Source organism: Nonlabens sp. Hel1_33_55, from assembly GCF_900101765.1.
GTDB lineage: Bacteria > Bacteroidota > Bacteroidia > Flavobacteriales > Flavobacteriaceae > Nonlabens.
Genome location: NZ_LT627735.1, coordinates 586,050 through 606,197, shown reverse-complemented (window position 1 = coordinate 606,197; position 20,148 = coordinate 586,050). Strand labels below are relative to the sequence as shown.

Below are 20,148 nucleotides of genomic sequence, written 5' to 3'. Positions count from 1 at the left end.
ATTCATGCACAACAACTAAATAAATATACTCTACAACAAGGTCTGCAAATATATCAATATTTAACATATGTGAATATTTTTAAGACTTATAGTTGCAATTAATTCGTCTAATTATCGACTTAAGCTATTTATGATTGATTTAAAAGCATCCACATTTGAAGAGAAATTGTCAGCTGACGCTTCAAAAAGCTCTGAACCTAGACAAGTTCTTAAGTCACATTATAGCCTAATTGACACCCAACCGTTTGAATCTCCACAAGTTATACATGTAAGTAACGTAATGGCAAGCGTACTTGGTTTTAGTAATGCAGATTTAAATTCTGTTAAATTCAAAGATCTTGTTACTGGGAAGGCAGATTATTTAGATAAATCTTTTGCCATGAATTATGGTGGTCATCAGTTTGGCAATTGGGCTGGACAGCTGGGCGACGGTCGTGCAATTAATATTGGTCAAATTGAAAATGGTGATGTCCAGTGGCAATTGCAGCTCAAGGGAGCTGGACCTACACCATATTCCAGACGTGGCGATGGATACGCCGTTTTAAGATCTAGCATACGTGAACATTTGTGTAGTGAGGCTATGCACCATTTAGGAGTTCCTACTACCAGATCGCTGTCACTGTCACTTTCTGGTAATGAAGTGTATCGCGATATGTTTTATGATGGTAATCCTGCTTATGAGAAAGGAGCCATTGTTTGTCGCGTTGCGCCATCCTTTATACGGTTTGGTAATTTTCAAATTTTTGCTGCAAATAATGAGAAGGATGAACTACAGCAACTTGTTGATTATACCATAGAACATCATTTCGCTCACATCAAAAGTTCTGGAACTGAGAAATATTTAGAGTTTTTTCAAGAAGTCACAACGACTACCTTAACGATGATCATGCACTGGCAGCGAGTGGGTTTTGTGCATGGCGTCATGAATACAGATAATATGTCCATACTTGGTCTCACGATTGATTATGGACCTTATGGCTGGCTGGATGACTACAATCCCGGTTGGACACCTAATACTACTGATAATCAACATAAAAGATATCGCTACGGCGCACAGCCAGAAATAGGCCTGTGGAATTTATGGCAACTTGCTAACGCTTTATTTCTATTAATTAATGACTCAACGGCGCTGGGAGATATTCTCGATTCCTACAAAAGAGAATATCCTATAAGACATCAGGAGATGATGAAATCCAAATTAGGGCTACAAAAAAAAGATTTCAATGATGCTATTCTCATTAAAGATTTATTAGACCTATTGCCCATTTACGAGACTGACATGACCATTTTTTACAGACAGCTCATTGCTGTCAACCAAGATAGTACATTTAATGAAGCTTGGGAAGTCCTAAAAATTAGTTTTTATGATGTAGAACAAATGCCTGCTAGTGTAAAAAATCAATGGGTTAAGTGGATTGAAAATTATATAGAGAGGCTTGAAAAGGAGTCCGCTTTCGAAAAAGCGAGAACACTTCAAATGCAACAATCAAATCCTAAATACGTGTTACGCAACTACATCTCACAACTTGTCATAGAAAAAGCTGAAGAAGTAAATTATGACTTGCTAAATGAGGTATATGAAATGCTCAAAAAACCATATGAAGATCAGCCTGAAATGAAACACTGGTATGCTAAGCGGCCAGATTGGGCTAGGAATAAACCAGGATCTTCTCAATTAAGCTGCAGTAGTTAGGAAGGACAGCGAATTATGAAATAACCTAAATCTTAAACAAAATTTTAAATCCTCATACCTGCCTCATTCTTGCAATTAATGCAGTTTATATTTTTGAAAATTACTAGCCTATCGCAATAACTTCAAGCTATTACAGCTTTGATCCAACATAAACTTAACAGATCTGTCGCTATATTTAAAACTCAGCACCTATGAGGAAGCATTTTATCACCAAGTAGCTGAAAAACAGAAACTAAGAACTAATTTACAATTTTTGAATACAGAGAAGTTTATAATTAATGATAAGGCTAATGTCCAGAAACTGATTATTGCAGACATAAAAGATTCGATTAATCGGCAAAATCTGGAACCAGGTGATAAATTACCTTCTGAACGAGTTTTATCCCAAAAATTTCAAGTCCCTAGAAATATTGTTAGAGAAGCCTTGCAAAAACTAGAATTCTACGGTTTAGTCAACAGCGTACCTCAAAGTGGTACGTTTGTAGCGCACATAGGGGTTACGGCAATGAATGGGATGATCGATGACATCATGGATTTAAAATCACCTGATTTCAAATCATTGGTCGAAACTAGGATTTTATTAGAGCTCAAAACAGTAAGCCTTGCTGCAAAAAATAGGACAAAATCCGAGTTGGAAAACATTAAACTGGCGATGGAAGCTTATAAATCTAAAGTATTAACCGGCAAAGATGCTGTTCAAGAAGATTTACTCTTTCATCTAGCTATAGCAAAAGCAAGTGGTAATAGTACTTTGAGAACTCTTATGTTGTTTATCACTCCAGAGATAATTACCAAATTTGAAGAGCACCACGTGTGCGGCAATGATCGAGCCTATAAGGGAATCAATCAACATGATGCTATTTATCAAGCAATAGAAATGCAGGATGAGAATGCCGCAGAAGAGATGATGAAATTGCATTTTTCTGAACTCTTTATCTACTGCAACAAAAATTTAAATAACCAAAATCAAGAACAAATACTTTCAAAGAATTAAACGGAAAGATCGCAATTATAATCGGTGCAATTGGCGGAATAGGGTTTGCCTTAGCAAAAAGACTAGGAAATGACGGTTACACTGTGATTCTTAACGGAATTAATGATCAAGTAGGTGCTGAGCGCGTTTCAGAACTTAAAGCAGATGGTATCAAAGCAGAATACGTAGGATTTGATGTGACTAAGCACGATGCTGTATCTGAAAACATAAAGAACATAGGCGAGACATATGGCAAGATCGATGTGCTAGTCAATATTGCAGGTGGTCTAGGTGGCCGTTCACGTTTTGAAGAAATGACAACAGAATTTTATAGATCTGTGACGGCTCTTAATTTGGACTCTGTATTTTTTGCTTCTAGAGCAGCCATTCCATTCCTTAAAAAAGGAGAGGATCCAACAATCATCAATTATACCTCTAATGCTGGATGGAATGCAGGTGGACCAGGAGCTGGAATTTACGGTACTTCTAAAGCAGGTGTGCACGCCATTACCAGAGCATTAGCAAAAGACCTAGCAGAATATGGAATACGTGTAAACGCAGTCTCGCCAGGTACGATCGATACTCCTTTTCACGCACAGATCAAGTCAACGAAGCCTGAAGTTTTTGCTTCATGGGCAAACAATATCATGTTAGGAAGATTAGGACAACCAGAAGATGTTGCTGGAGTTGTTTCTTTCCTAGCTAGTAAAGATGCTGGATTCTTAACCGCCGAGACTATCCAAGTTGGTGGCGGTCAAGCACTAGGAATCTAATTCTAACTATTGCATCCCAAGTTTTAAAACAAGGTTACCATAAATAAATAGCCCGATCCAATGGATCGGGCTATTACTTTATACTTTTCTATAAATCTATTTTAACGCGTCATGTCCCCTTTTTTTAGGGCAAAATACCAAGCACTATTTTCAACGTCGTTTTTGGGTTTTTGAGAATCATTCAGATTTTGATGATAATACCCAACAGCTTCATTGATTTTATCCCAATTAGTTTTCGTGAAATCAGATTTGTTCTTTTCCTTAATCTCAAGAATACTGCGACCTCTGGAATGTCCAACGGTTTCACCATTATCCATTTCCTTACCTGCATTTTTACTTTCCTCTGTATCCAGCCATTTTTCCAATTCCTTAGAAGTCATGTTCTGCTTTGTTTGAAACTCTTTCCAAATTTCTTCTTTATCGTAATCTGACATAACTATCTATTTTCTTTGATAGCTTTCTGATAATCTTTGGCAAGCTGAGTTTTCTCCTTTTCCTTTAAAGCTTTTCCAGCAAGCTGGAATACCTCTTGTTCTTCTTCATCAAGATGATGCTCTACTTTTTCAGCTAATTGCTTCATGTAAGTGAGCCATGCAGGACTACTCATATCCGTTTCCTCAAGTTTTTCAACTAGCTCATCCATTTCATGATGCTCTGCAATACTGTGTCTCGCTTTTTCTTGAGTTAAATCTGCTTCAATCAAAGAAACATAGAAATGACGTTCTTCTGCATCTGCATGGATTTCAAGTTCATGCTTAAGTTTATCAAACATATTACGCCTCAACTCATTGTCTCCAGAGGTTTTGACTAATTTATCAATCAAGGTTCTCTGGATCTCATGATCCTCGCGCAAGGCTTCAAAAATATTCATATTACAGTTGATTTAAACTTCCCGTCTCTCCTATGTCTTGCTTTTCACCAGTTATAGCACCATAACCCATCTTAAATAAGCTCACTAAAGCATTGGATTTAGAATCCCAATACTGACCTTCTTCTGGATGAAAAGTAATTACGGTGATATTGGGATCATCTTTTCCCTCAAACCAGTTATCATCAGCACTTCCATAAAGATCATGGATAAGTGCTGTATCTCTTGATATTTTTGCCTTACCGTAAACACTTAAGAATTCCATGGAATGCTTTTCTGCATACAGCAATTGGCATCTACTATCTGATTCAATATTTGAATTATGCTCACTGTCTGCATTACTTAAGAAATAAGTAGTTCCATTATCGTCAACACGCTTTGTACTCATAGGTATTGCGTGCAATGGCGTTTGATCTAAGTGCGTAACCATCATTGCAAAATCAATACTTTCAGCAAGTTTTTTATATTTTTTCTGTGCTTCGTTGTTGGATAAATTATTTGTGCTCATAGCTTTTTATTATAAAGATATTGAGCTTTCTAATGTACAATAGCCAACTATATTCCAATTTTATTTAGATACTGCCAAAATGTGTTAACAGCAGTAAGAATTTCTTGAAGTTCGCTTTCGCGAAAGCGAACTATACAACAAACATGTTTTAAATCATAGGCTCGATCAACACTACACCATTTTTTGCGAGCACCTCTACTCTACCATTCTCAACATCTAGTATGTCGCCCGTGTAGGCATTGCGCAGTTGGTTTTGATTTTTGAATACCTTAGAAACATCTATACTTCTTTTTCCATCTTCAAGGCCAACTCCAATGATGATATCATCCTTAAAACCATTCTTTTCATACAATCGCGCAGAAATATATCCCTTTCCTTCAAATGTCAATGAATAACCTTTTCCAGCTCCAACCGCTGGATGATCCCTACGGAATTGCCCCAACTTTTGCCAGTGATTCAACGTCTGTAGATCCATAGAATCCCAATTCATATTGGTTCGCAGGTTAGCATCTCCACTAGCATTTTCTGCTTTAAGCACTCTCGCCGATTCATCACCATAGTAAATCTGTGAAATTCCTGGTGTCAGCAAAAGTTTCGTTCCGGTTTCTAATGAGTTTTGGCGCAAGGGATCCAACGGTTGACCGTCATCGTGCGAACTAACGTAATTCATAAACGTAACTGGATCTGCCTGATCAGATAATTGTAAGCTATCCTTTATGGCCTGATACGAAGTGAATAGAGATTTGTAGTCTTTTCTAGCATCTTCCTTAAAACCAAAATTGATCATCGCATCATAGCCAGAATCAAAGTAATCCACTGGGGTTTCATTATAGTAATAATCTCGACCGCCAACAGCATAGTATCCGTATAATTCTCCCAATATGAAGAACTCATCATCATGAATCATTTCTTCAGGATGATTTTTCTTCCAGTCGTTGTAGGCGATTCTGGATTGCTCTATAAATGTCGTCCACACGTCTTCTTCAACATGCTTAACGGTATCAATTCTGAAGCCGTCCACTCCAGTTTCTCGAGCATAGTCTGTCACCCATTTTATGATGTAATTGACTGGTGTTCTAGGAAGTCCTGAAGATTGAAAAAAAGCATCCAATTCTTCAACTTCATTCTCGTACCTACCTTCTTCCTTCCATTTCTCAACTAGCATCTGCGGCAGTTCCACCTCTGTGGTGCTGTCCGTTCTCACATCTGGCAAATTATTAGTTAACGTGCAGCTTACGGCAGTTTCCTGATCCTGATAGGTGCAAGTTGGGCCTGTTCTTACCCATTCATCAGGCCACTGTGGATCTTGATCTGTTACTGGTCCCGTGTGATTTATGACTACATCCAATAATATTCTTATGTTTTTGTCGTGAGCTGCTTTTACAAGTTCCTTGAATTCCTCCATTTTTCCATAGGCTGGCTCTACTGCCGTCCAGTCTTTTGCCCAATAACCATGATAGGCATAGGTAAAGCCTGTACCTTCATCAACGCCACCACGCACCTGTTCAAAAATGGGCGTCAACCAGATGGCATTAACACCTAAATCTGTAAAATAATTGTCATCAATTTTCTGCTGGATACCTGCAAAGTCGCCACCTTCAAAACCTCGTAAGGTAGCTGTTTGCTCATCTCTTGGAACGATGTTATCATTAGTTGTGTCACCATTATTAAACCGATCTGTCAACAGGAAGTAAACGTTAGCGGCATTCCAATCTAAATGTTTTTGACTTAGCTCGCTTGTAACTGTACTGTTTTCCTGAGTTAGCTTGCAGCTTGTCACAAGCACTACGCAAAAAATGATGAGAATGAAGTTTTTCATAAGTCTTAATCTAGATACCCTCAAAAATAGTAAAGGTTGATGAAGCAGTATCAAAATGGTTCAAATCCTTGTAAACCTCTGTATTTTTGAGCGACTTAAGAAGCAATGAAAGAATACCTAGATCTTTTTCTCAACTCGTTTACTGATTATGCAAACTATCTATGGAGAGAGATAAGCGAGCCCGCGTCGAATAATTATTTCTACTGGCTGTTGGGTTTGTCTTTTTTAGTTTTTATGCTGGAGATCTGGCTGCCGTGGCGCAAAAATCAGAAGATACTGCGTAGAGATTTTTGGTTGGACCTTTTTTATCTAGTGTTCAATTTCTTTTTGTTTTCACTGGTAGGATATAATGCCGTTTCCAATGTTGCTGTTAAGGCTTTTAATGATGTGCTCAATTCCATAGGAATGGAGAATATTGTGGCTTTTGAAATTGGCAGTTGGCCTTTCTGGTCTCAACTTTTAGTCATGTTCATTATAGCAGATTTCATCCAGTGGAATGTGCATAGATTATTGCATAGGGTTCCTTTCTTATGGGAATTTCATAAAGTTCATCACAGTGTCAAGGAAATGGGATTTGCAGCACATTTTAGGTTTCATTTTATGGAAACCATACTTTACAAGTCTCTACAATATATACCGCTGGCGATGATTGGATTTGGCATCGAGGAGTTTTTCATTGTACATATGCTGGGCGTTCTCATTGGTCATTTAAATCACGCAAATCTCGCTTGGGATTATGGGCCGTTCAAATATGTTCTCAATAATCCAAAAATGCACCTATGGCATCACGCCAAGGAGCTCCCAGCTGACCATAAATATGGGATGAACTATGGATTATCTCTAAGTATTTGGGACTATCTTTTCGGAACTGCTCATGTTCCTTATCACGATCCAGACTTAGAACTCGGTTTTGAGGGCGATGAGAATTTTCCCAACGATCTAGGTAGGCAAATGACCGAGCCATTTAAGGTTAAATAGGTTTTTGGATGATTTCGCTTTCGCGAAAGCGAACTAATTCTAAGACAAATAAAAAGTGGAAAGACTCTCAACATACCCTACATAGTTGATCATCTATTCCACTTTCAAATAAACCCCTTTACAATTTATTTTGATACGGCTAAAGTATGGTATCTCCCATTTTTACTGGGAAAACCAACGGGTAGTAAATGGGTAGTAACGACTTTAATAAGGTAGGATTATAGGAAAAAATATACCTGCAGTAAGATTTGAAATCTTTTTTAGATAGCAGATTGAACTATTTGATAAGCCTCTTTACGATTTGAAACCTGTAGTTTTTCGTAAACTTTCTTTACGTGATATTTTACGGTATTGATAGAGATAAAAAGAGCGTCTGCTATTTCTTTATTCGTTTTACCAGCTGCAATCAATTCCAAAACCTCACTTTCACGAGAGGTAAGATCAAATCTTGTAAATACATTTTCTTGACCCAATTGATTTTTTTCCAGCTCTTCATTTAAGAAATCAATATGTGAAAGATATTCCGTCATTTCCTTTCTCATCTTTTTCTGGCGACGATCCATAATCCTAAGTCTATAAAGGATAGCTGATGTGATAACAACCATTTCAAGAAGTGCACCTATTTTTAAATAGCCTTGTTTCACTTCAAATAACTGTATGTCGAATGCTGGACCCAGGTAAAAGAGAATAGCAGAAATCATCATGAAAAAATATGCCAAGCAAAAAATGATGGCAAAACTTTGTAATCTAATAAGCAAGAGGGAAGAAATCCATGAGCTCACAAAAATGTACAAGCAAACAAAGTAAATACCCACGACATATAAATAATCCTGAGTTGTAAAGTACATCGTCAAAAGGAACAAACTTAAAACTGTAAGTCCCCAATAGCTGTAAACCAAAACAGGAAAATGTTTTTTGAGCTTAATGCTTTTACCCGTGAAAACGGCACACATCAATCCACCTATAGAAAGAGATAAAGGTTCCGTTATTTCTTTTATGTTATCAGGTAATCCCAAGATTTCTACCATTCCATCACGATGCGCCATTACAGAAAGAATTAAGAACAGAAATAGGCAATAAAATAGAAAAGTGAAATCCTTTGAATTATAGAACAATCCCAGATTAAGTAGTAGGCAAACCATGGCAAAACCATAGAAAAGCCCCATTCCTATATGGTTCACGATACCAGAACGCTTATAATCATCTATAATCTTTATTGAAAAAGGGAAATAGGCTTCCTTATCCACACCCAACTTTATATATGTAGGTTCGGCTTGATCCAGTTGGAAACTTGTAAATCCATTGAAGCGATCAAGTTTTAGTTGCTCTGAGCGAGTATATGCCTCAATTTGTTTGATATGATTATTCTCTAGTTGAAAGATAGAAACCTCTTCTAACGGTGATATTTTCAACCAGTAGGCTCCTCTATTTAGTCCGTTTGAGTAACCACTGCTGATGGGCTTAAACGATTGGTTTTCAATTTGAGGCAAGGTGAGTTTTCCAGTTTGATCGTACAGAATACCAACATCTTGAGCGTTAATAAACCAAGCAAAACTTAGAACGAAAACAATAAAAAAGTGACGCAAATGAAGGGATTTGAGAACAACAAAGTACTTTAAATAAATTAGAGCCCGTAATGCTTCTTGAGCATTTTCTCATATTGCTTTTCTGGAAGAATTTTCTTCAAGACGATGGAGAATTTTTGTAAAAAACTACCCACTTTATAATGAATGCCGGGATTTTTCATCTCGATGATCTCCTTGATCTTTTTTGCAACCTCAATAGGGTCGCTTCCATCATCTACGTGATCATCAATCAACTTTAAAGTGTTGGCATATCCAGTCTCATAATCACTGCCCTTAACCACTGGAGCATGGAAACGTCCTGCCGCAATATTAGTTGCAAAGTCACCTGGAGCTACATTACTAAAATAAATATTGAGATGCGCGCATTCCATACGGTACGCTTCCGTAGCGATTTCTAAGGCTCCTTTGCTGGCGCTATATATGCCACGATAAGGCAATCCCATATAACCAGCGATACTTGTAATATTGATAACTCTACCACTACGCTGTTTTCTCATGACCGGCAATACTACTTGAAGAACCCTCAATGGGCCGTAGAAGTTGGTTTCCATGGTATTCTTGACCTCGTCAATAGGAGTTTCTTCCATAGGACCCGTGATACCTACGCCAGCATTGTTAACGAGAATATCAATAGTTTTTTCTTTATCGAGAATAAAAGAAACCGCAGACTCAATGGATTTTGGGTCCTGAACGTTCATCTGCACTAAATTGATGGGGAATTCTGGATAGCGATCTGGATTCCTGCTGGTACCGTAAACCTTGTAACCAGACTCCTGTAAATGAATGGCGACGGACTTCCCTATTCCAGATGAACCACCTGTTATCAAAACTACTTTTTTCATAAACCTTTAAATATCAAATAGTTATATTTCACTATAAGGCACAAAAAAAGGCAAGCTACCTACATCACACCGCTACGACCGCTTACCTTTGCTGCGTTCCCGCCCTGGAGGAGTTCAGCAGGAGCTGGTTGTGTAGGACTTGCCCGGTGCAAATATAAGGTCTCCTTTGAGCTGTGCAAAGGTTTTTAAGCATGATTTTTCTCACTATATTTCGGCAACTTAAGAAGTCCACGATGAACTGGAAATACTCCATTTTAATAGCCTTTGTAGCACTCTCATTATCAAGTTGTAAAACCGAATTGGATCGATTTAAATCCAATTACTCCTTGGAAATTACCAATGATAAAAAAAACTGGAATGATGAGGATACCGTTCAAATTTCTTTGGTAGACGACGCATCAATGGGTGCAGATAGCATCGTATGGTATCAAAATGCTCGTAGATTAGATGATGTTGAAGGAAACACGCTTTCGCGAAATCTAACAAATCAACCGCTAGGAAAACTAACTTACAAGGCTGTGGTGTATCAAGATAATAAGGTTGCCACGGCGACCACTAGTATCACAAGGCTGAATCCAATAGCGCCAAAAATATATTCTTATTCCATTGTAAATACATATCCTCACGATGAGGCAGCGTATACTCAAGGTCTTGAATTTCACGATGGGCAACTTTATGAAAGTACGGGACAATACGGCGAGTCTGATGTTAGAATTACTCAAGTAGAAACGGGTGATGTGATTAAGAAAGAAGAGTTAGGAAGAGATATTTTTGCAGAAGGATTAACCATACTCAATAATAAGTTGTACCAATTGACGTGGCGCAGTCGTTTTGGGTACGTCTATGATCTTGATCTCAATGAGACAGAGACTTTCAAATATAATCAGAGCAAAGAAGGTTGGGGACTTGCAAATGATGGAGAGTTCTTATACAAGAGTGATGGAACGGATAAGATTTGGAAAATTGATCCAGTCACATTTGAGGAACTGGAATACATTCAAATTGTTTCCAACAAAAAGACGTTCGATAAAATCAACGAGCTTGAATTTGTGAATGGTAAAATTTATGCAAACATCTATCAAGAAAACGCCATCTTTACTTTAGATCCATCGACAGGTGCTCTCGAAGGAGTTATTAATCTCACTGATCTGAAAGATCAGATTCCTAACTGGAGTAAAGATGACAATGTGCTGAACGGGATCGCTTACGATAAGGCAACAGACCGTTTATTTGTGACCGGGAAACGCTGGGCAAAAATGTTTGAAATTGAAATCTCGAACTAATTTGGATTCTAGTCTACCCATTTTTGAGCAGCACCGCCGAGTATCTACGAATGAAATTGACGATCTAAACCACGTGAACAATGTTGTTTATGTGCAATGGGCTAACGATGTGGCTTCGAAACACTGGACTACTGTCGCGCCACAAGAAATTCTTGATCAATATGATTGGGTGATGATCAAGCATTGTATAGAATATAAACAATCTGCAATTCTTGACGACAACATATTGATAAAGACCCAAGTAGGCCGAGCAACAAACGTTAGGTATGAACGTTTTATAGAAATATATAAAGAAGACTCGATGGAGTTGCTTGCTAAAACGGTATCAGACTGGTGTGCTATTGACAAAAATGGAAAACCAGTACGCATATCACAGGAATTAAGAGAACTATTTGAAGTAGCAGAATGAAAAAGATTTTACTCACGGGACTTATCGCTACACTAATCATAGGATTGTCTTCTTGTCGTAATGATTTTGAATTTGTGCAAAGTACTGGTAACCTAGGTTTCTCCCAAGACACTGTTTTTCTCGATACCATATTTAGCAATATAGGTAGTAGTACACGCACCTTTAAAGTTTATAATAGAAGCAATGATGATATTGTCATTCCAAGAGTGGCTTTAGGTTTAGGAAATGAATCTAGGTATAGACTTGCCGTAGATGGAGTTCCAGGGCAGATTTTCAAAGATGTGGAATTGCTTGCTAATGATTCTCTTTACGTTTTTGTAGAAACTACTGTTGACATTACAAACTTTTCAAACGGAAATGAATTTTTGTACGAAGACGTTATTGAATTTGATAGCGGTGCCAATCAGCAAGATGTTCAATTAATAACTTTGGTAAAAGATGCCATCCTGCTTTTTCCAGAACGTGATGCAAACGGGATTACCGAAACACTTTTATTGGGAACTGATGAAGAAAATAACGAGATCAGAATCTCGGGATATTTATTGGATGATGATGAGCTAACCTTCACAAACGAGAAACCCTATGTTATCTATGGCTTTGCAGCTGTTCCAGCCGATAAAACCCTAACCATTGAAGCTGGCGCTCGTTTATTTTTTCACAGTCAAAGTGGAATTATCGCAGCAAATGAGTCAACAGTCAAAATTAACGGAGCTCTTTCCAGCACAGAAGAACTGGAAAATGAAGTGATTTTTGAAGGCGACCGATTAGAACCTACTTTCGCTGATGTTACTGGCCAATGGTTTGGAATCTGGTTAACTGATGGAAGTAAGAATCATGAAATATCTTACGCTACGATCAAGAATGCGAGTATCGGAATTATAATGGATAATTCAAATCCAGATTCTGATGGTGCCACTTTGAAAATTGACAATTCTAAAATTTTAAATTCCTCAAATGTTGGCTTACTGGCTTCCACAGCAAATATCAATGCAGAGAACTTGATAATTCACAACGCTGGTCAATCAGCCCTTGTAGCAAGATTAGGCGGCACCTATAATTTTAATAATTGTACGATTTCCAATTATTGGGACAAAGGTTTTAGACAGGATCCTACCCTATTTGTTAGCAACACGATCCCGAATACAGACCTAACAGAAGCGCTAATTCAGTTTAACTTTACCAATGGTATTATTTACGGTGATCGTGATATTGAATTGATATTAGGAGCGGTAGATGGAGTTGATTTCAATTTTAGTTTTGAAAATAGCTTGATACGATTTAATGATCGATTCGATGATTTTGAGGATAATGCTTTCTACGACTTCACAAACACTATTAATTATTCTCAAAATATCTTTAATGAAGATCCTTTGTTTGAAAACGTAGATCGCAATCTGTTGCGCATTGATAATGAAAGTGGTGCTAATAGTATCGCTGAACCTAGTAGAGCGACAACCATCGATATTAGCGGCGCATTAAGAGGCGCCAGCCCAGATGCTGGAGCCTTTGAGAGTATTGATTTGGAAATTGAATAATTAGTTTTAAGTCAATTATACTTTAGTCGGTTAAGTAGGATTACCAAATGTCTTAGTAGGATTATTGTATTTTCAAATATCGTTTAGATATAACATGGATCCATAAGCAAACTAGAGCACACATTTTTACGTAACTAAAAAAATAAAGCCAAGTGCAACCTCTTAAGTAACACTTGGCTCATTATTTGTACCAGTAAGGGAATAGCAACAACAATATTGATGCGCGTAAGTATCATATTCGGTTATCTGAAATTCATTGAATCTTGCTCAGAGATTCGGATTTCTTAGGAAGAGATTACGCATCTCTTCTTAGATAAAAGGATGCTATTCCCAGTCTGGCATAAAGGCATTATTAAATAGACCTTGTCTAGGTTCAGCTATTTCAGGATTTAAAACCTGAACAGTTCCTGAAGTATTAGAATTATTAGGTCGATTAGTTAAAATCACTTGTGCGTCTGTTGGGGAAAATCTAGGATCTAAATCATTTGTTCCTCCAGGTTTATTAGTGGTAAATTGAGTATTTGATGAACTTGAGAAGTCAAAAACAAAAACTCTGGAATCTAATTGTCGATAACTACTACTTTCAAATCCAGATACATCTCGAGAATAAATCAATCGTCTATTATCTATACTTAACTGCAATCCTCCTGCTGCGCCTTGTCTGCCCGCCAAAACTGTGCTTAACTCCTGACCATTTTCATCAATTGTAAATATGCGAACGTTGTAACCATCCAGATTGTTCGTTTTAACAGCGATTATCCCATTATTGAAATCCACCTCTGTGATTAGATTTCCGTCGTTAGTTTGATAGATTAATGTATTCCCGCTACCATCTGCTCCTATTCTATAGAGCTTATCTTGAGAAGGATAATAAATAAAACTACCATTGTCAGACCATGAAATATCAATCTCATCTAGATTAAATCCAGAAACAGGTACGCTACTAGTTATTTGTTTCGCATTACTGCCGTCTAAATTCATGGTAAATACCTGAGCATTAGCACCTACATTTCTAAGAAACGCGATTTTTCCAACTATTCGATTGACACGAGGTCTCCAACTATTGGTATTGGATTGAGTTAGTTGCACCTCATTCTCATCGTCATCAGAACTGAATATCACATAGTTGTTACCCATATTTCTAACAAAATGATAGGAGTTATTAGGGAAATCAACGGTTGTGAAACTATTCAGGCCGCTCAAAACAGCTGGATTTATACCATCATCTGCAGTAATTTGCCAGAAATATGTAGTCTGGAATTCTAGAGTAGTTTGAAATTCATTGGTATCTAAATTCTCAAAAGTTTCTACTGTATTTTCATTAGCATTTCTAAGTTCTATAGTATATACAAGAGAATCTCCATCTACATCCATGGACTCCCATTCAAAGGTCACATCGACTGGTACATTAATTGAATCGTCTTCAGGCGTTATAAGCGTTGGTGATGGTGGTGGTTTATTATTTGCCGTAGAAATTTGTAGTTCAAAAACCACTGATGTCTCTTCATCAATTTCTACATCTGCCGACTCAAAATCTACTAAAAAACCATCCTTTTCCGCTTTTACGGCATATGTGCCACTTTCTACTTCTAGTGTAAATTTTCCCTCAGCATCTGTAAAAACAGTATTTGAACTAGGGTTGGTTGATATTTTCACATTCGCTAAATTTTCAAATGTGATATCCTGAACAACGGTACCCGTTATTGTTCCAGTTCCTTCTAGATCTATAGCTTCTTCCGTGCATCCTAATAATATCAAGAAAGATCCAAATAGTATGTAATAAATTCTATTCATCATGATTATTGATTTATTGGGTTAGTTCGCTTTCGCGAAAGCGTATCTATTGAAGTAACAGTTTCTTGAGATTCTAGCTTGTTCATTCTTTTAAGCTCTCTGGCCTCTCTTCTTTTAATAAATTTTGGTGAGTTTTCTTTAGCTTGATTATTGCCTAGATATATGTTGATACCTGCTCCAAATTTGTAATACTGATCATCTCGTTCACCAGAAATCACATAGTCTAATTGATCTGACAATGTTGCATTATATTCTCCATAAACCTTCAAACCAAAACTGGGTGAAATCAAATACTCCAAACTCAATCCAGCTTGAAACTTCAAATCAATTTCCTCAAAATTACTAGCGTAGTTGATTCCTGGTCCTGCATAGATAGTAGGGCTAAATTTTTCATAGGGTAAAACCGTATATTCCAGATTGAAATCAGTACTCGCAAATTCTCGGTTGAGTGCGTTAGCATTCTTGATTCTGTATTTGTTTGCTGTACCATAAATCCCTACAAATGGAGAGAAATTATACCTCAATCCACCAGTAATGGAATATTCATAGTCTGGATTAGGTAAGTCATTATTTGCGTAGGTACCACCAGCACCTACATCGAATCTCCATCTGCTGCGACGATCAAGAAATTCTCGTTGATAAACATCAGTACGCTCTGCGACTTCTTTTTCATTCCTATAGTTTTCAATCATTTGGCTGGCTACAGGTTCGCCACCCTGGGGAAACCATAATCCAACCTCTATACCTTCCACTATCAACGCCTCCACGGCTTTTTCTATAGCCTCCTTAACAGCAAGCTGAGCAGGCTCATTTCTAGTAAACCCTGTTTCAGCTTCTAATAAACGTTTGAAATTAACATATCTAAATAGACTAGCGTCAACCGCTTGAGAGAATATAGATTTTGATATATATACAGTCTTAAGAATCTCGCCATTTTTTGTAGACACTGCTCTCAAGTAAACGGTGACCCTGTCCTGGCGATATTTACTTGACCCGCCAGCACCGAAATATCTTGCGCCAGCGCCTCCTGTAAGTACATTAGTGTCATAAGAAACAATACCACCTTCTACAAGAATACCTGCATATAATAATGACGGCAGCGGTTGTTGCTGTGTATTTGTCTGTACTGCATAATCCTTGCGTGTTGAATTAATGATCTGACGTTCATTAAGAAGATTATCTAGGTTTTCTCTTTCAATGATCGTAAACCAGTTAGTATCTTCTAACGCTTTCACCAGAATTGTCGTTCCTCCTTGAGTCACTGCGTTACTAAAAGTAGATCCAGCTTCCGTTTGTTTAAACTGTCCCGTTTGATCTTCAAATTTATAAACTCCTATGTGAGCAGGTGCTATAGGTGGCGGTAAGCTTCTCAATCTATAAGTAGCATCAGTAGTTTCTCCTATTCGTGCATTTTGAGTATCGAGCGGTTGGGAAAAATAAGAGCCACAACTTGATGAAAAGCACCCAATTGCTATAAGCCATAACAGCTTTTTATATTTTCTATAGAATCTCATACCTTAACTATTAGGTATAACTACAGTCGTGGTATCACCTGTACTAGTATCCAATATATTGACAACTAGTCCATCAACGCCATCTAATATTTCTACTTCTAAATTTCCAAATGAAAAAGTTCCAGGTTCTAAGCCATCATTCAAATTGATTTGTGAGTTGAGAAGAGCTCTAGAAAATTGACTTAATAATTGTCTATTTAGACCATCTGCAAAAGCATCTAAATTTGATTGATCGTCAGAATTTGCGAAAGCATTAGGATCTGTAAATTTATTTTGAATTTCTGCACTTTGAAGCAACCATTGATAATTGAAGGTGTCACCACCAAATGCAGGATTAATGGGTTTGTAGGTCAGTTGTTGAGCATTTAAATCTGTTATAAAACAGAGAGCAATTAACAACATGAGCGATGTTGATAAATTTTTGAGCATGATTTAATTTATTGATTATTGATTGCGGCTTCAATAGCCTTTAATTTTTCAAATTGTTGGTACACTAGTCTTACGACATAGTCTCCCATTTCCTTAATGAAATCGTCAGTGGGATTTAGAAAAAATTGATAGATAACTTCTGTTCCTACTAAAACCTCTATTCTTGTGCTTCTTCCTTGGCCAAACTTTTCATTTATGGTGACCACTTTAGCACCATTGAGCTGATACTTTTTATATTGTTTATAGAAATAGTCATAAAACTTTCTGGCAGGTGCTGTTCTCAAATTACGAGTGACTAATCCTCTAATTTCAATACCATCATAGGTATTGACTTTCTTTTCTTCTAATTGGAAAGTATTAGGTTCAATGCGTTGCACGTCTTTACCAATTAATTTATCGTCATCATCATATATAAGTAACATTATTGTCAAAATATCTGGAATATTAAGATTGACGGTCGTTGTAGAAAGAATAGCTTGTGATTTAGCATTCAATACACCTCTTCCAGTTTGGTTATTTTTAGAACTGTTGTTTGTAGCAGTATCTTTTTTTATTACAGCCAGCTCATAACGTATTCCTTGCTCCGCATTTGTCAGGTTGGATGCAACACCTGTGATATTTAAAAATCCTCCCTTATCTTTCATCAAAACTTCAGCCTTGATTTCTTGATTATAGAGTGATTGCTGGGCTTTTATAAGTCCAGGTAGTAATAAAAATATTGAAATTATAACTCTCATTAATTATGAATGATAAAAGCTTCTCTTCCTACTCCTCTCTGTGTAACTTGAATTCGCTCTGACAGGCTATTTTTGCCAGTACTTATTATTTTATTTAAACTACCATCTTGCAATATATCTGCCGTATGGAGTTGAGCTCCATGAAGGCTAAAATCATTGAAGATATTGTTATACCCTAATTGTGTAACATTTTCCCTTATGGTAGTAGCTCTAAGATTGATGTTAGTTTGATTATTGAATCCTACTTGCAGCAGATTCACCTCACTATCATCCGAGGCTACTGATATATTTCCAGTGTTATTTGACCCTACTTGATCAATAAATACAGCATTTCCTGACATGGATTGTCTTCTGGAAAGATTATAAAATGATTGGTTTTGAATTACGTTAAGCTGTTTGTTTTCAGTATTTAGTGATTTTTCTGAAATCAAATTCTGATCATTCATATATGTTTGACCAGTAACAAATCCTACTGTGAAAATTACTAGCAAGGTAATTATGTTGTTTTTCATGATTTCTTTAATTAAATATTTCTCTCCTCAACGTTTGAGTAATTATGTAAAATCTTTTGCTCTTTGATAACTAATTAGGTAGAATCGAGAATGTTACATCCTCGATTCTACCCTGCTTAGTTTAAGTAATTAGACACCTAATAGTTAGTTATTAGTATTAAGTGAAAGAGCTCTAGGAGTTGACATTGGAGATCTCAAAGATTGAGCTCCATTTGCTGATAATCCGCTAGCATCTCTTTGAGTTACTATGGCGCTATTCGTTCCGCTAAATGCTCCATCATTCAATTGAGTACCCATTTGGTTCTGATTTACCACACTAACATGACCAACACCAAATTGATCAACGAATGCATAGTTACCGTGGGCAGCTTGCATTATAGTAGAACTGTTTCTAGTACCATTCTGTAATGAAATAGCATTGTTAGCAGCATCTTGACCATAAGTTTGCATAGTAGTTGCTTCGTTAGCTATACCTCTTTGTTCTTGAAAAGAAACATTATTGTTTCCATTCTGAGTTGTAACCGCATCATTACGAGTTCCATCTTGATATTGATCAGAATAGTTATCGCCTCCAGATGCAATACCTCCCATATTTTGGTCAGTGGTTGCAGTGTTACGTGTACCTATTTGCTCTTGGTAAGAAACATCGTTAGTAAGCTTTTGATTAACTAATGCGTTGTTGTCAATACCATCTTGAATCTGTTGAGCAAAAGCATTAGTTGCAGTATCTGTTCCAGCTACGTCACCTTGATTTGCTTCGGCATAGTTTCCTGCACTTTCTGACGGTCCTGTTTGGAACTGTCTAACCTCATTATTATTACCATTTTGGGTTGATACAGCTTCATGCCCTACAGACTGATTAGATTCAGCTGTTTGCTCCTGATATGATCTGTTTCCTAGACCTCCAGCTGCAGCGATCTGCTCACTATATGCCTCATTACCATCATAACGCTGTTGAATACTCGCGTAGTTAGCATCACCGGACTGATCAATCACACCTAAATTACGTTCTCCTAATTGTGCATTAGAACTTCCCTGTTGAATTACGCCACTATTACTTACACCAACTTGCGTTGATCTAGCATCATTTCTATCTCCGTACTGAAAAACATTCAGTAAATTTCCTGAACCATCTTGTAATGCCTCAGAATAATTTTCTAAACCGCTTCTTCCTGGATTAGAAGGAGTTTGTCCTACGTTACCAGTTTGAACAACACCTACAAAGTTTTTGAGTGTCGCGCTAGTTCCTAATTGATCAATGTATGAACTGTTTAAAGTTCCTTCTTGAAGGACATCTGCGTCACTACCAATACCAACTTGGTCAATCTGAGAATATCCATGCCCAGCTGCGGCAGGTGCATTCGGGTTCACCTGTTGTGGTGATTGGGTTGGAACTTGAGCAAACACTGTTGCTCCGATCATTAGTGCTGCTGCACTGAGAATTACTCTTTTCATAATTAAAATATTTAGAATTAATAAATACACAACTATGAGCTATCAAATACAGACCTTACGCGTCTGGTTCAACAAAGGGGAAATTCAAAATTTAATGTTTAGGGAAAACAACTATGGTAAAAAAGGGAATTTTACCTGTCTCTGAAACTGAAGGGGAATTTGTTTCTTGAAGACATCCAAATATATGTAGGAATAAATGTTTTAAACAAGCGATCGACAAACGGCATATCAGAAATTTCCTCACAACTAGCTTTGTAACAACAACAAAATCAATGATTTGTTAATGGCTGTTAATTTTATGTTAATGCATTAATAATCGCTGAACGACATTATTTTGTAGGAACTAATGAATGAATGATAAACAAATCTCTACCCCATATGGGGTAGTTCTTAACATAATTAACCTTTGGTTATTCTTTAAAAATCAATTTCATAAAAAA

19 protein-coding genes and 1 other RNA gene are annotated in these 20,148 nt (G+C 37.1%); 7 read left to right on the top strand and 13 right to left on the bottom strand.

What is annotated here, in order from left to right; genetic code table 11:
• Window positions 1–130: 130 nt before the first annotated feature.
• The 3 genes from BLO34_RS02725 to BLO34_RS02715 all read left to right on the top strand — a co-directional run bounded on the left by BLO34_RS02725 (window position 131) and on the right by BLO34_RS02715 (window position 3,439).
• Complete coding sequence (locus BLO34_RS02725) at window positions 131–1,693, top strand: protein adenylyltransferase SelO (protein ID WP_090752378.1); 1,563 nt, start codon at window positions 131–133, stop codon at window positions 1,691–1,693.
• A 253-nt stretch (window positions 1,694–1,946) separates the two neighbouring features.
• A complete protein-coding gene (locus BLO34_RS02720; protein ID WP_090752377.1) occupies window positions 1,947–2,687 on the top strand; it encodes a FadR/GntR family transcriptional regulator in 741 nt (246 codons plus the stop codon).
• A gap of 8 nt (window positions 2,688–2,695) precedes the next feature.
• Window positions 2,696–3,439: an SDR family NAD(P)-dependent oxidoreductase gene (locus tag BLO34_RS02715; RefSeq protein WP_090752375.1), complete on the top strand. Its 744-nt coding sequence runs from the start codon at window positions 2,696–2,698 to the stop codon at window positions 3,437–3,439.
• A gap of 101 nt (window positions 3,440–3,540) precedes the next feature.
• Here the strand turns inward: BLO34_RS02715 and BLO34_RS02710 are convergent, their stop codons facing one another.
• The 4 genes from BLO34_RS02710 to BLO34_RS02695 all read right to left on the bottom strand — a co-directional run bounded on the left by BLO34_RS02710 (window position 3,541) and on the right by BLO34_RS02695 (window position 6,634).
• On the bottom strand, window positions 3,541–3,873 hold the full coding sequence (locus tag BLO34_RS02710) for a DUF3140 domain-containing protein (protein ID WP_090752374.1): 333 nt from the start codon (window positions 3,871–3,873) through the stop codon (window positions 3,541–3,543).
• A 2-nt stretch (window positions 3,874–3,875) separates the two neighbouring features.
• Complete coding sequence (locus BLO34_RS02705; RefSeq protein ID WP_090752372.1) at window positions 3,876–4,310, bottom strand: hemerythrin domain-containing protein; 435 nt, start codon at window positions 4,308–4,310, stop codon at window positions 3,876–3,878.
• 1 nt (window position 4,311) lies between these two features.
• Window positions 4,312–4,815, bottom strand: coding sequence for a pyridoxamine 5'-phosphate oxidase family protein (locus BLO34_RS02700; RefSeq protein WP_090752370.1), 504 nt, complete (start codon window positions 4,813–4,815; stop codon window positions 4,312–4,314).
• Window positions 4,816–4,963: 148 nt separating this feature from the next.
• A complete protein-coding gene (locus BLO34_RS02695; RefSeq protein ID WP_090752368.1) occupies window positions 4,964–6,634 on the bottom strand; it encodes an alpha-amylase family glycosyl hydrolase in 1,671 nt (556 codons plus the stop codon).
• Window positions 6,635–6,739: 105 nt separating this feature from the next.
• On the opposite strand from BLO34_RS02695, the gene BLO34_RS02690 reads away from it, so the two are divergent.
• Window positions 6,740–7,612, top strand: a complete 873-nt coding sequence (locus tag BLO34_RS02690) for a sterol desaturase family protein (RefSeq protein ID WP_090752366.1) — start codon at window positions 6,740–6,742, stop codon at window positions 7,610–7,612.
• Between the two features lie 260 nt (window positions 7,613–7,872).
• On the opposite strand, the gene BLO34_RS02685 is transcribed toward BLO34_RS02690, so the two are convergent.
• From BLO34_RS02685 to ffs, 3 genes are all read right to left on the bottom strand, one after another.
• Window positions 7,873–9,198 carry a LuxR C-terminal-related transcriptional regulator gene (locus BLO34_RS02685; protein WP_090752364.1) on the bottom strand — a complete coding sequence of 442 codons (1,326 nt, stop codon included), beginning with the start codon at window positions 9,196–9,198 and terminating at the stop codon, window positions 7,873–7,875.
• A 38-nt stretch (window positions 9,199–9,236) separates the two neighbouring features.
• A complete protein-coding gene (locus BLO34_RS02680; RefSeq protein WP_090752362.1) occupies window positions 9,237–10,040 on the bottom strand; it encodes an SDR family oxidoreductase in 804 nt (267 codons plus the stop codon).
• 45 nt (window positions 10,041–10,085) lie between these two features.
• Window positions 10,086–10,185, bottom strand: an RNA gene (gene ffs, locus BLO34_RS02675) — signal recognition particle sRNA small type.
• Window positions 10,186–10,273: 88 nt separating this feature from the next.
• Between ffs and BLO34_RS02670 the strand changes: the two genes are divergently transcribed.
• The 3 genes from BLO34_RS02670 to BLO34_RS02660 are packed head-to-tail and all read left to right on the top strand — an operon-like array spanning window position 10,274 to window position 13,267.
• The gene (locus tag BLO34_RS02670; protein WP_090752360.1) at window positions 10,274–11,323 is read left to right on the top strand and encodes a glutaminyl-peptide cyclotransferase; all 1,050 of its coding nucleotides are present in this window, start codon (window positions 10,274–10,276) and stop codon (window positions 11,321–11,323) included.
• Window position 11,324: 1 nt separating this feature from the next.
• Window positions 11,325–11,732 carry an acyl-CoA thioesterase gene (locus tag BLO34_RS02665; protein WP_090752358.1) on the top strand — a complete coding sequence of 136 codons (408 nt, stop codon included), beginning with the start codon at window positions 11,325–11,327 and terminating at the stop codon, window positions 11,730–11,732.
• Entirely contained in the window at window positions 11,729–13,267 is a 1,539-nt protein-coding gene (locus tag BLO34_RS02660) for a hypothetical protein (RefSeq protein WP_090752356.1), read from the top strand. Before BLO34_RS02665 ends, BLO34_RS02660 begins: the two co-directional genes overlap by 4 nt.
• A 324-nt stretch (window positions 13,268–13,591) precedes the next feature.
• On the opposite strand, the gene BLO34_RS02655 is transcribed toward BLO34_RS02660, so the two are convergent.
• The 6 genes from BLO34_RS02655 to BLO34_RS02630 all read right to left on the bottom strand — a co-directional run bounded on the left by BLO34_RS02655 (window position 13,592) and on the right by BLO34_RS02630 (window position 19,708).
• The gene (locus tag BLO34_RS02655; RefSeq protein ID WP_090752355.1) at window positions 13,592–15,064 is read right to left on the bottom strand and encodes a carboxypeptidase-like regulatory domain-containing protein; all 1,473 of its coding nucleotides are present in this window, start codon (window positions 15,062–15,064) and stop codon (window positions 13,592–13,594) included.
• Window positions 15,065–15,066: 2 nt separating this feature from the next.
• A complete protein-coding gene (locus tag BLO34_RS02650; protein ID WP_090752352.1) occupies window positions 15,067–16,575 on the bottom strand; it encodes a CsgG/HfaB family protein in 1,509 nt (502 codons plus the stop codon).
• Window positions 16,576–16,578: 3 nt separating this feature from the next.
• Window positions 16,579–17,004 carry a curli production assembly/transport component CsgF gene (locus tag BLO34_RS02645; RefSeq protein WP_231959540.1) on the bottom strand — a complete coding sequence of 142 codons (426 nt, stop codon included), beginning with the start codon at window positions 17,002–17,004 and terminating at the stop codon, window positions 16,579–16,581.
• A gap of 8 nt (window positions 17,005–17,012) precedes the next feature.
• Window positions 17,013–17,741: a CsgE family curli-type amyloid fiber assembly protein gene (locus BLO34_RS02640; RefSeq protein ID WP_090752351.1), complete on the bottom strand. Its 729-nt coding sequence runs from the start codon at window positions 17,739–17,741 to the stop codon at window positions 17,013–17,015.
• On the bottom strand, window positions 17,741–18,253 hold the full coding sequence (locus BLO34_RS02635) for a hypothetical protein (protein WP_090752349.1): 513 nt from the start codon (window positions 18,251–18,253) through the stop codon (window positions 17,741–17,743). Before BLO34_RS02635 ends, BLO34_RS02640 begins: the two co-directional genes overlap by 1 nt.
• 144 nt (window positions 18,254–18,397) lie before the next feature.
• Window positions 18,398–19,708, bottom strand: coding sequence for a hypothetical protein (locus BLO34_RS02630; protein WP_197672894.1), 1,311 nt, complete (start codon window positions 19,706–19,708; stop codon window positions 18,398–18,400).
• Between the last annotated feature and the right edge of the window lie 440 nt (window positions 19,709–20,148).

Coding starts and splice junctions, on each gene's coding strand:
- BLO34_RS02710 (WP_090752374.1), bottom strand. CDS start 3,873: ATGTCAGATTACGATAAAGAAGAAATTTGGAAAGAGTTTCAAACAAAG.
- BLO34_RS02640 (WP_090752351.1), bottom strand. CDS start 17,741: ATGAGAGTTATAATTTCAATATTTTTATTACTACCTGGACTTATAAAA.
- BLO34_RS02655 (WP_090752355.1), bottom strand. CDS start 15,064: ATGATGAATAGAATTTATTACATACTATTTGGATCTTTCTTGATATTA.
- BLO34_RS02645 (WP_231959540.1), bottom strand. CDS start 17,004: ATGCTCAAAAATTTATCAACATCGCTCATGTTGTTAATTGCTCTCTGT.
- BLO34_RS02705 (WP_090752372.1), bottom strand. CDS start 4,310: ATGAATATTTTTGAAGCCTTGCGCGAGGATCATGAGATCCAGAGAACC.
- BLO34_RS02660 (WP_090752356.1), top strand. CDS start 11,729: ATGAAAAAGATTTTACTCACGGGACTTATCGCTACACTAATCATAGGA.
- BLO34_RS02690 (WP_090752366.1), top strand. CDS start 6,740: ATGAAAGAATACCTAGATCTTTTTCTCAACTCGTTTACTGATTATGCA.
- BLO34_RS02630 (WP_197672894.1), bottom strand. CDS start 19,708: ATGAAAAGAGTAATTCTCAGTGCAGCAGCACTAATGATCGGAGCAACA.
- BLO34_RS02695 (WP_090752368.1), bottom strand. CDS start 6,634: ATGAAAAACTTCATTCTCATCATTTTTTGCGTAGTGCTTGTGACAAGC.
- BLO34_RS02725 (WP_090752378.1), top strand. CDS start 131: ATGATTGATTTAAAAGCATCCACATTTGAAGAGAAATTGTCAGCTGAC.
- BLO34_RS02650 (WP_090752352.1), bottom strand. CDS start 16,575: ATGAGATTCTATAGAAAATATAAAAAGCTGTTATGGCTTATAGCAATT.
- BLO34_RS02670 (WP_090752360.1), top strand. CDS start 10,274: ATGAACTGGAAATACTCCATTTTAATAGCCTTTGTAGCACTCTCATTA.
- BLO34_RS02635 (WP_090752349.1), bottom strand. CDS start 18,253: ATGAAAAACAACATAATTACCTTGCTAGTAATTTTCACAGTAGGATTT.
- BLO34_RS02680 (WP_090752362.1), bottom strand. CDS start 10,040: ATGAAAAAAGTAGTTTTGATAACAGGTGGTTCATCTGGAATAGGGAAG.
- BLO34_RS02700 (WP_090752370.1), bottom strand. CDS start 4,815: ATGAGCACAAATAATTTATCCAACAACGAAGCACAGAAAAAATATAAA.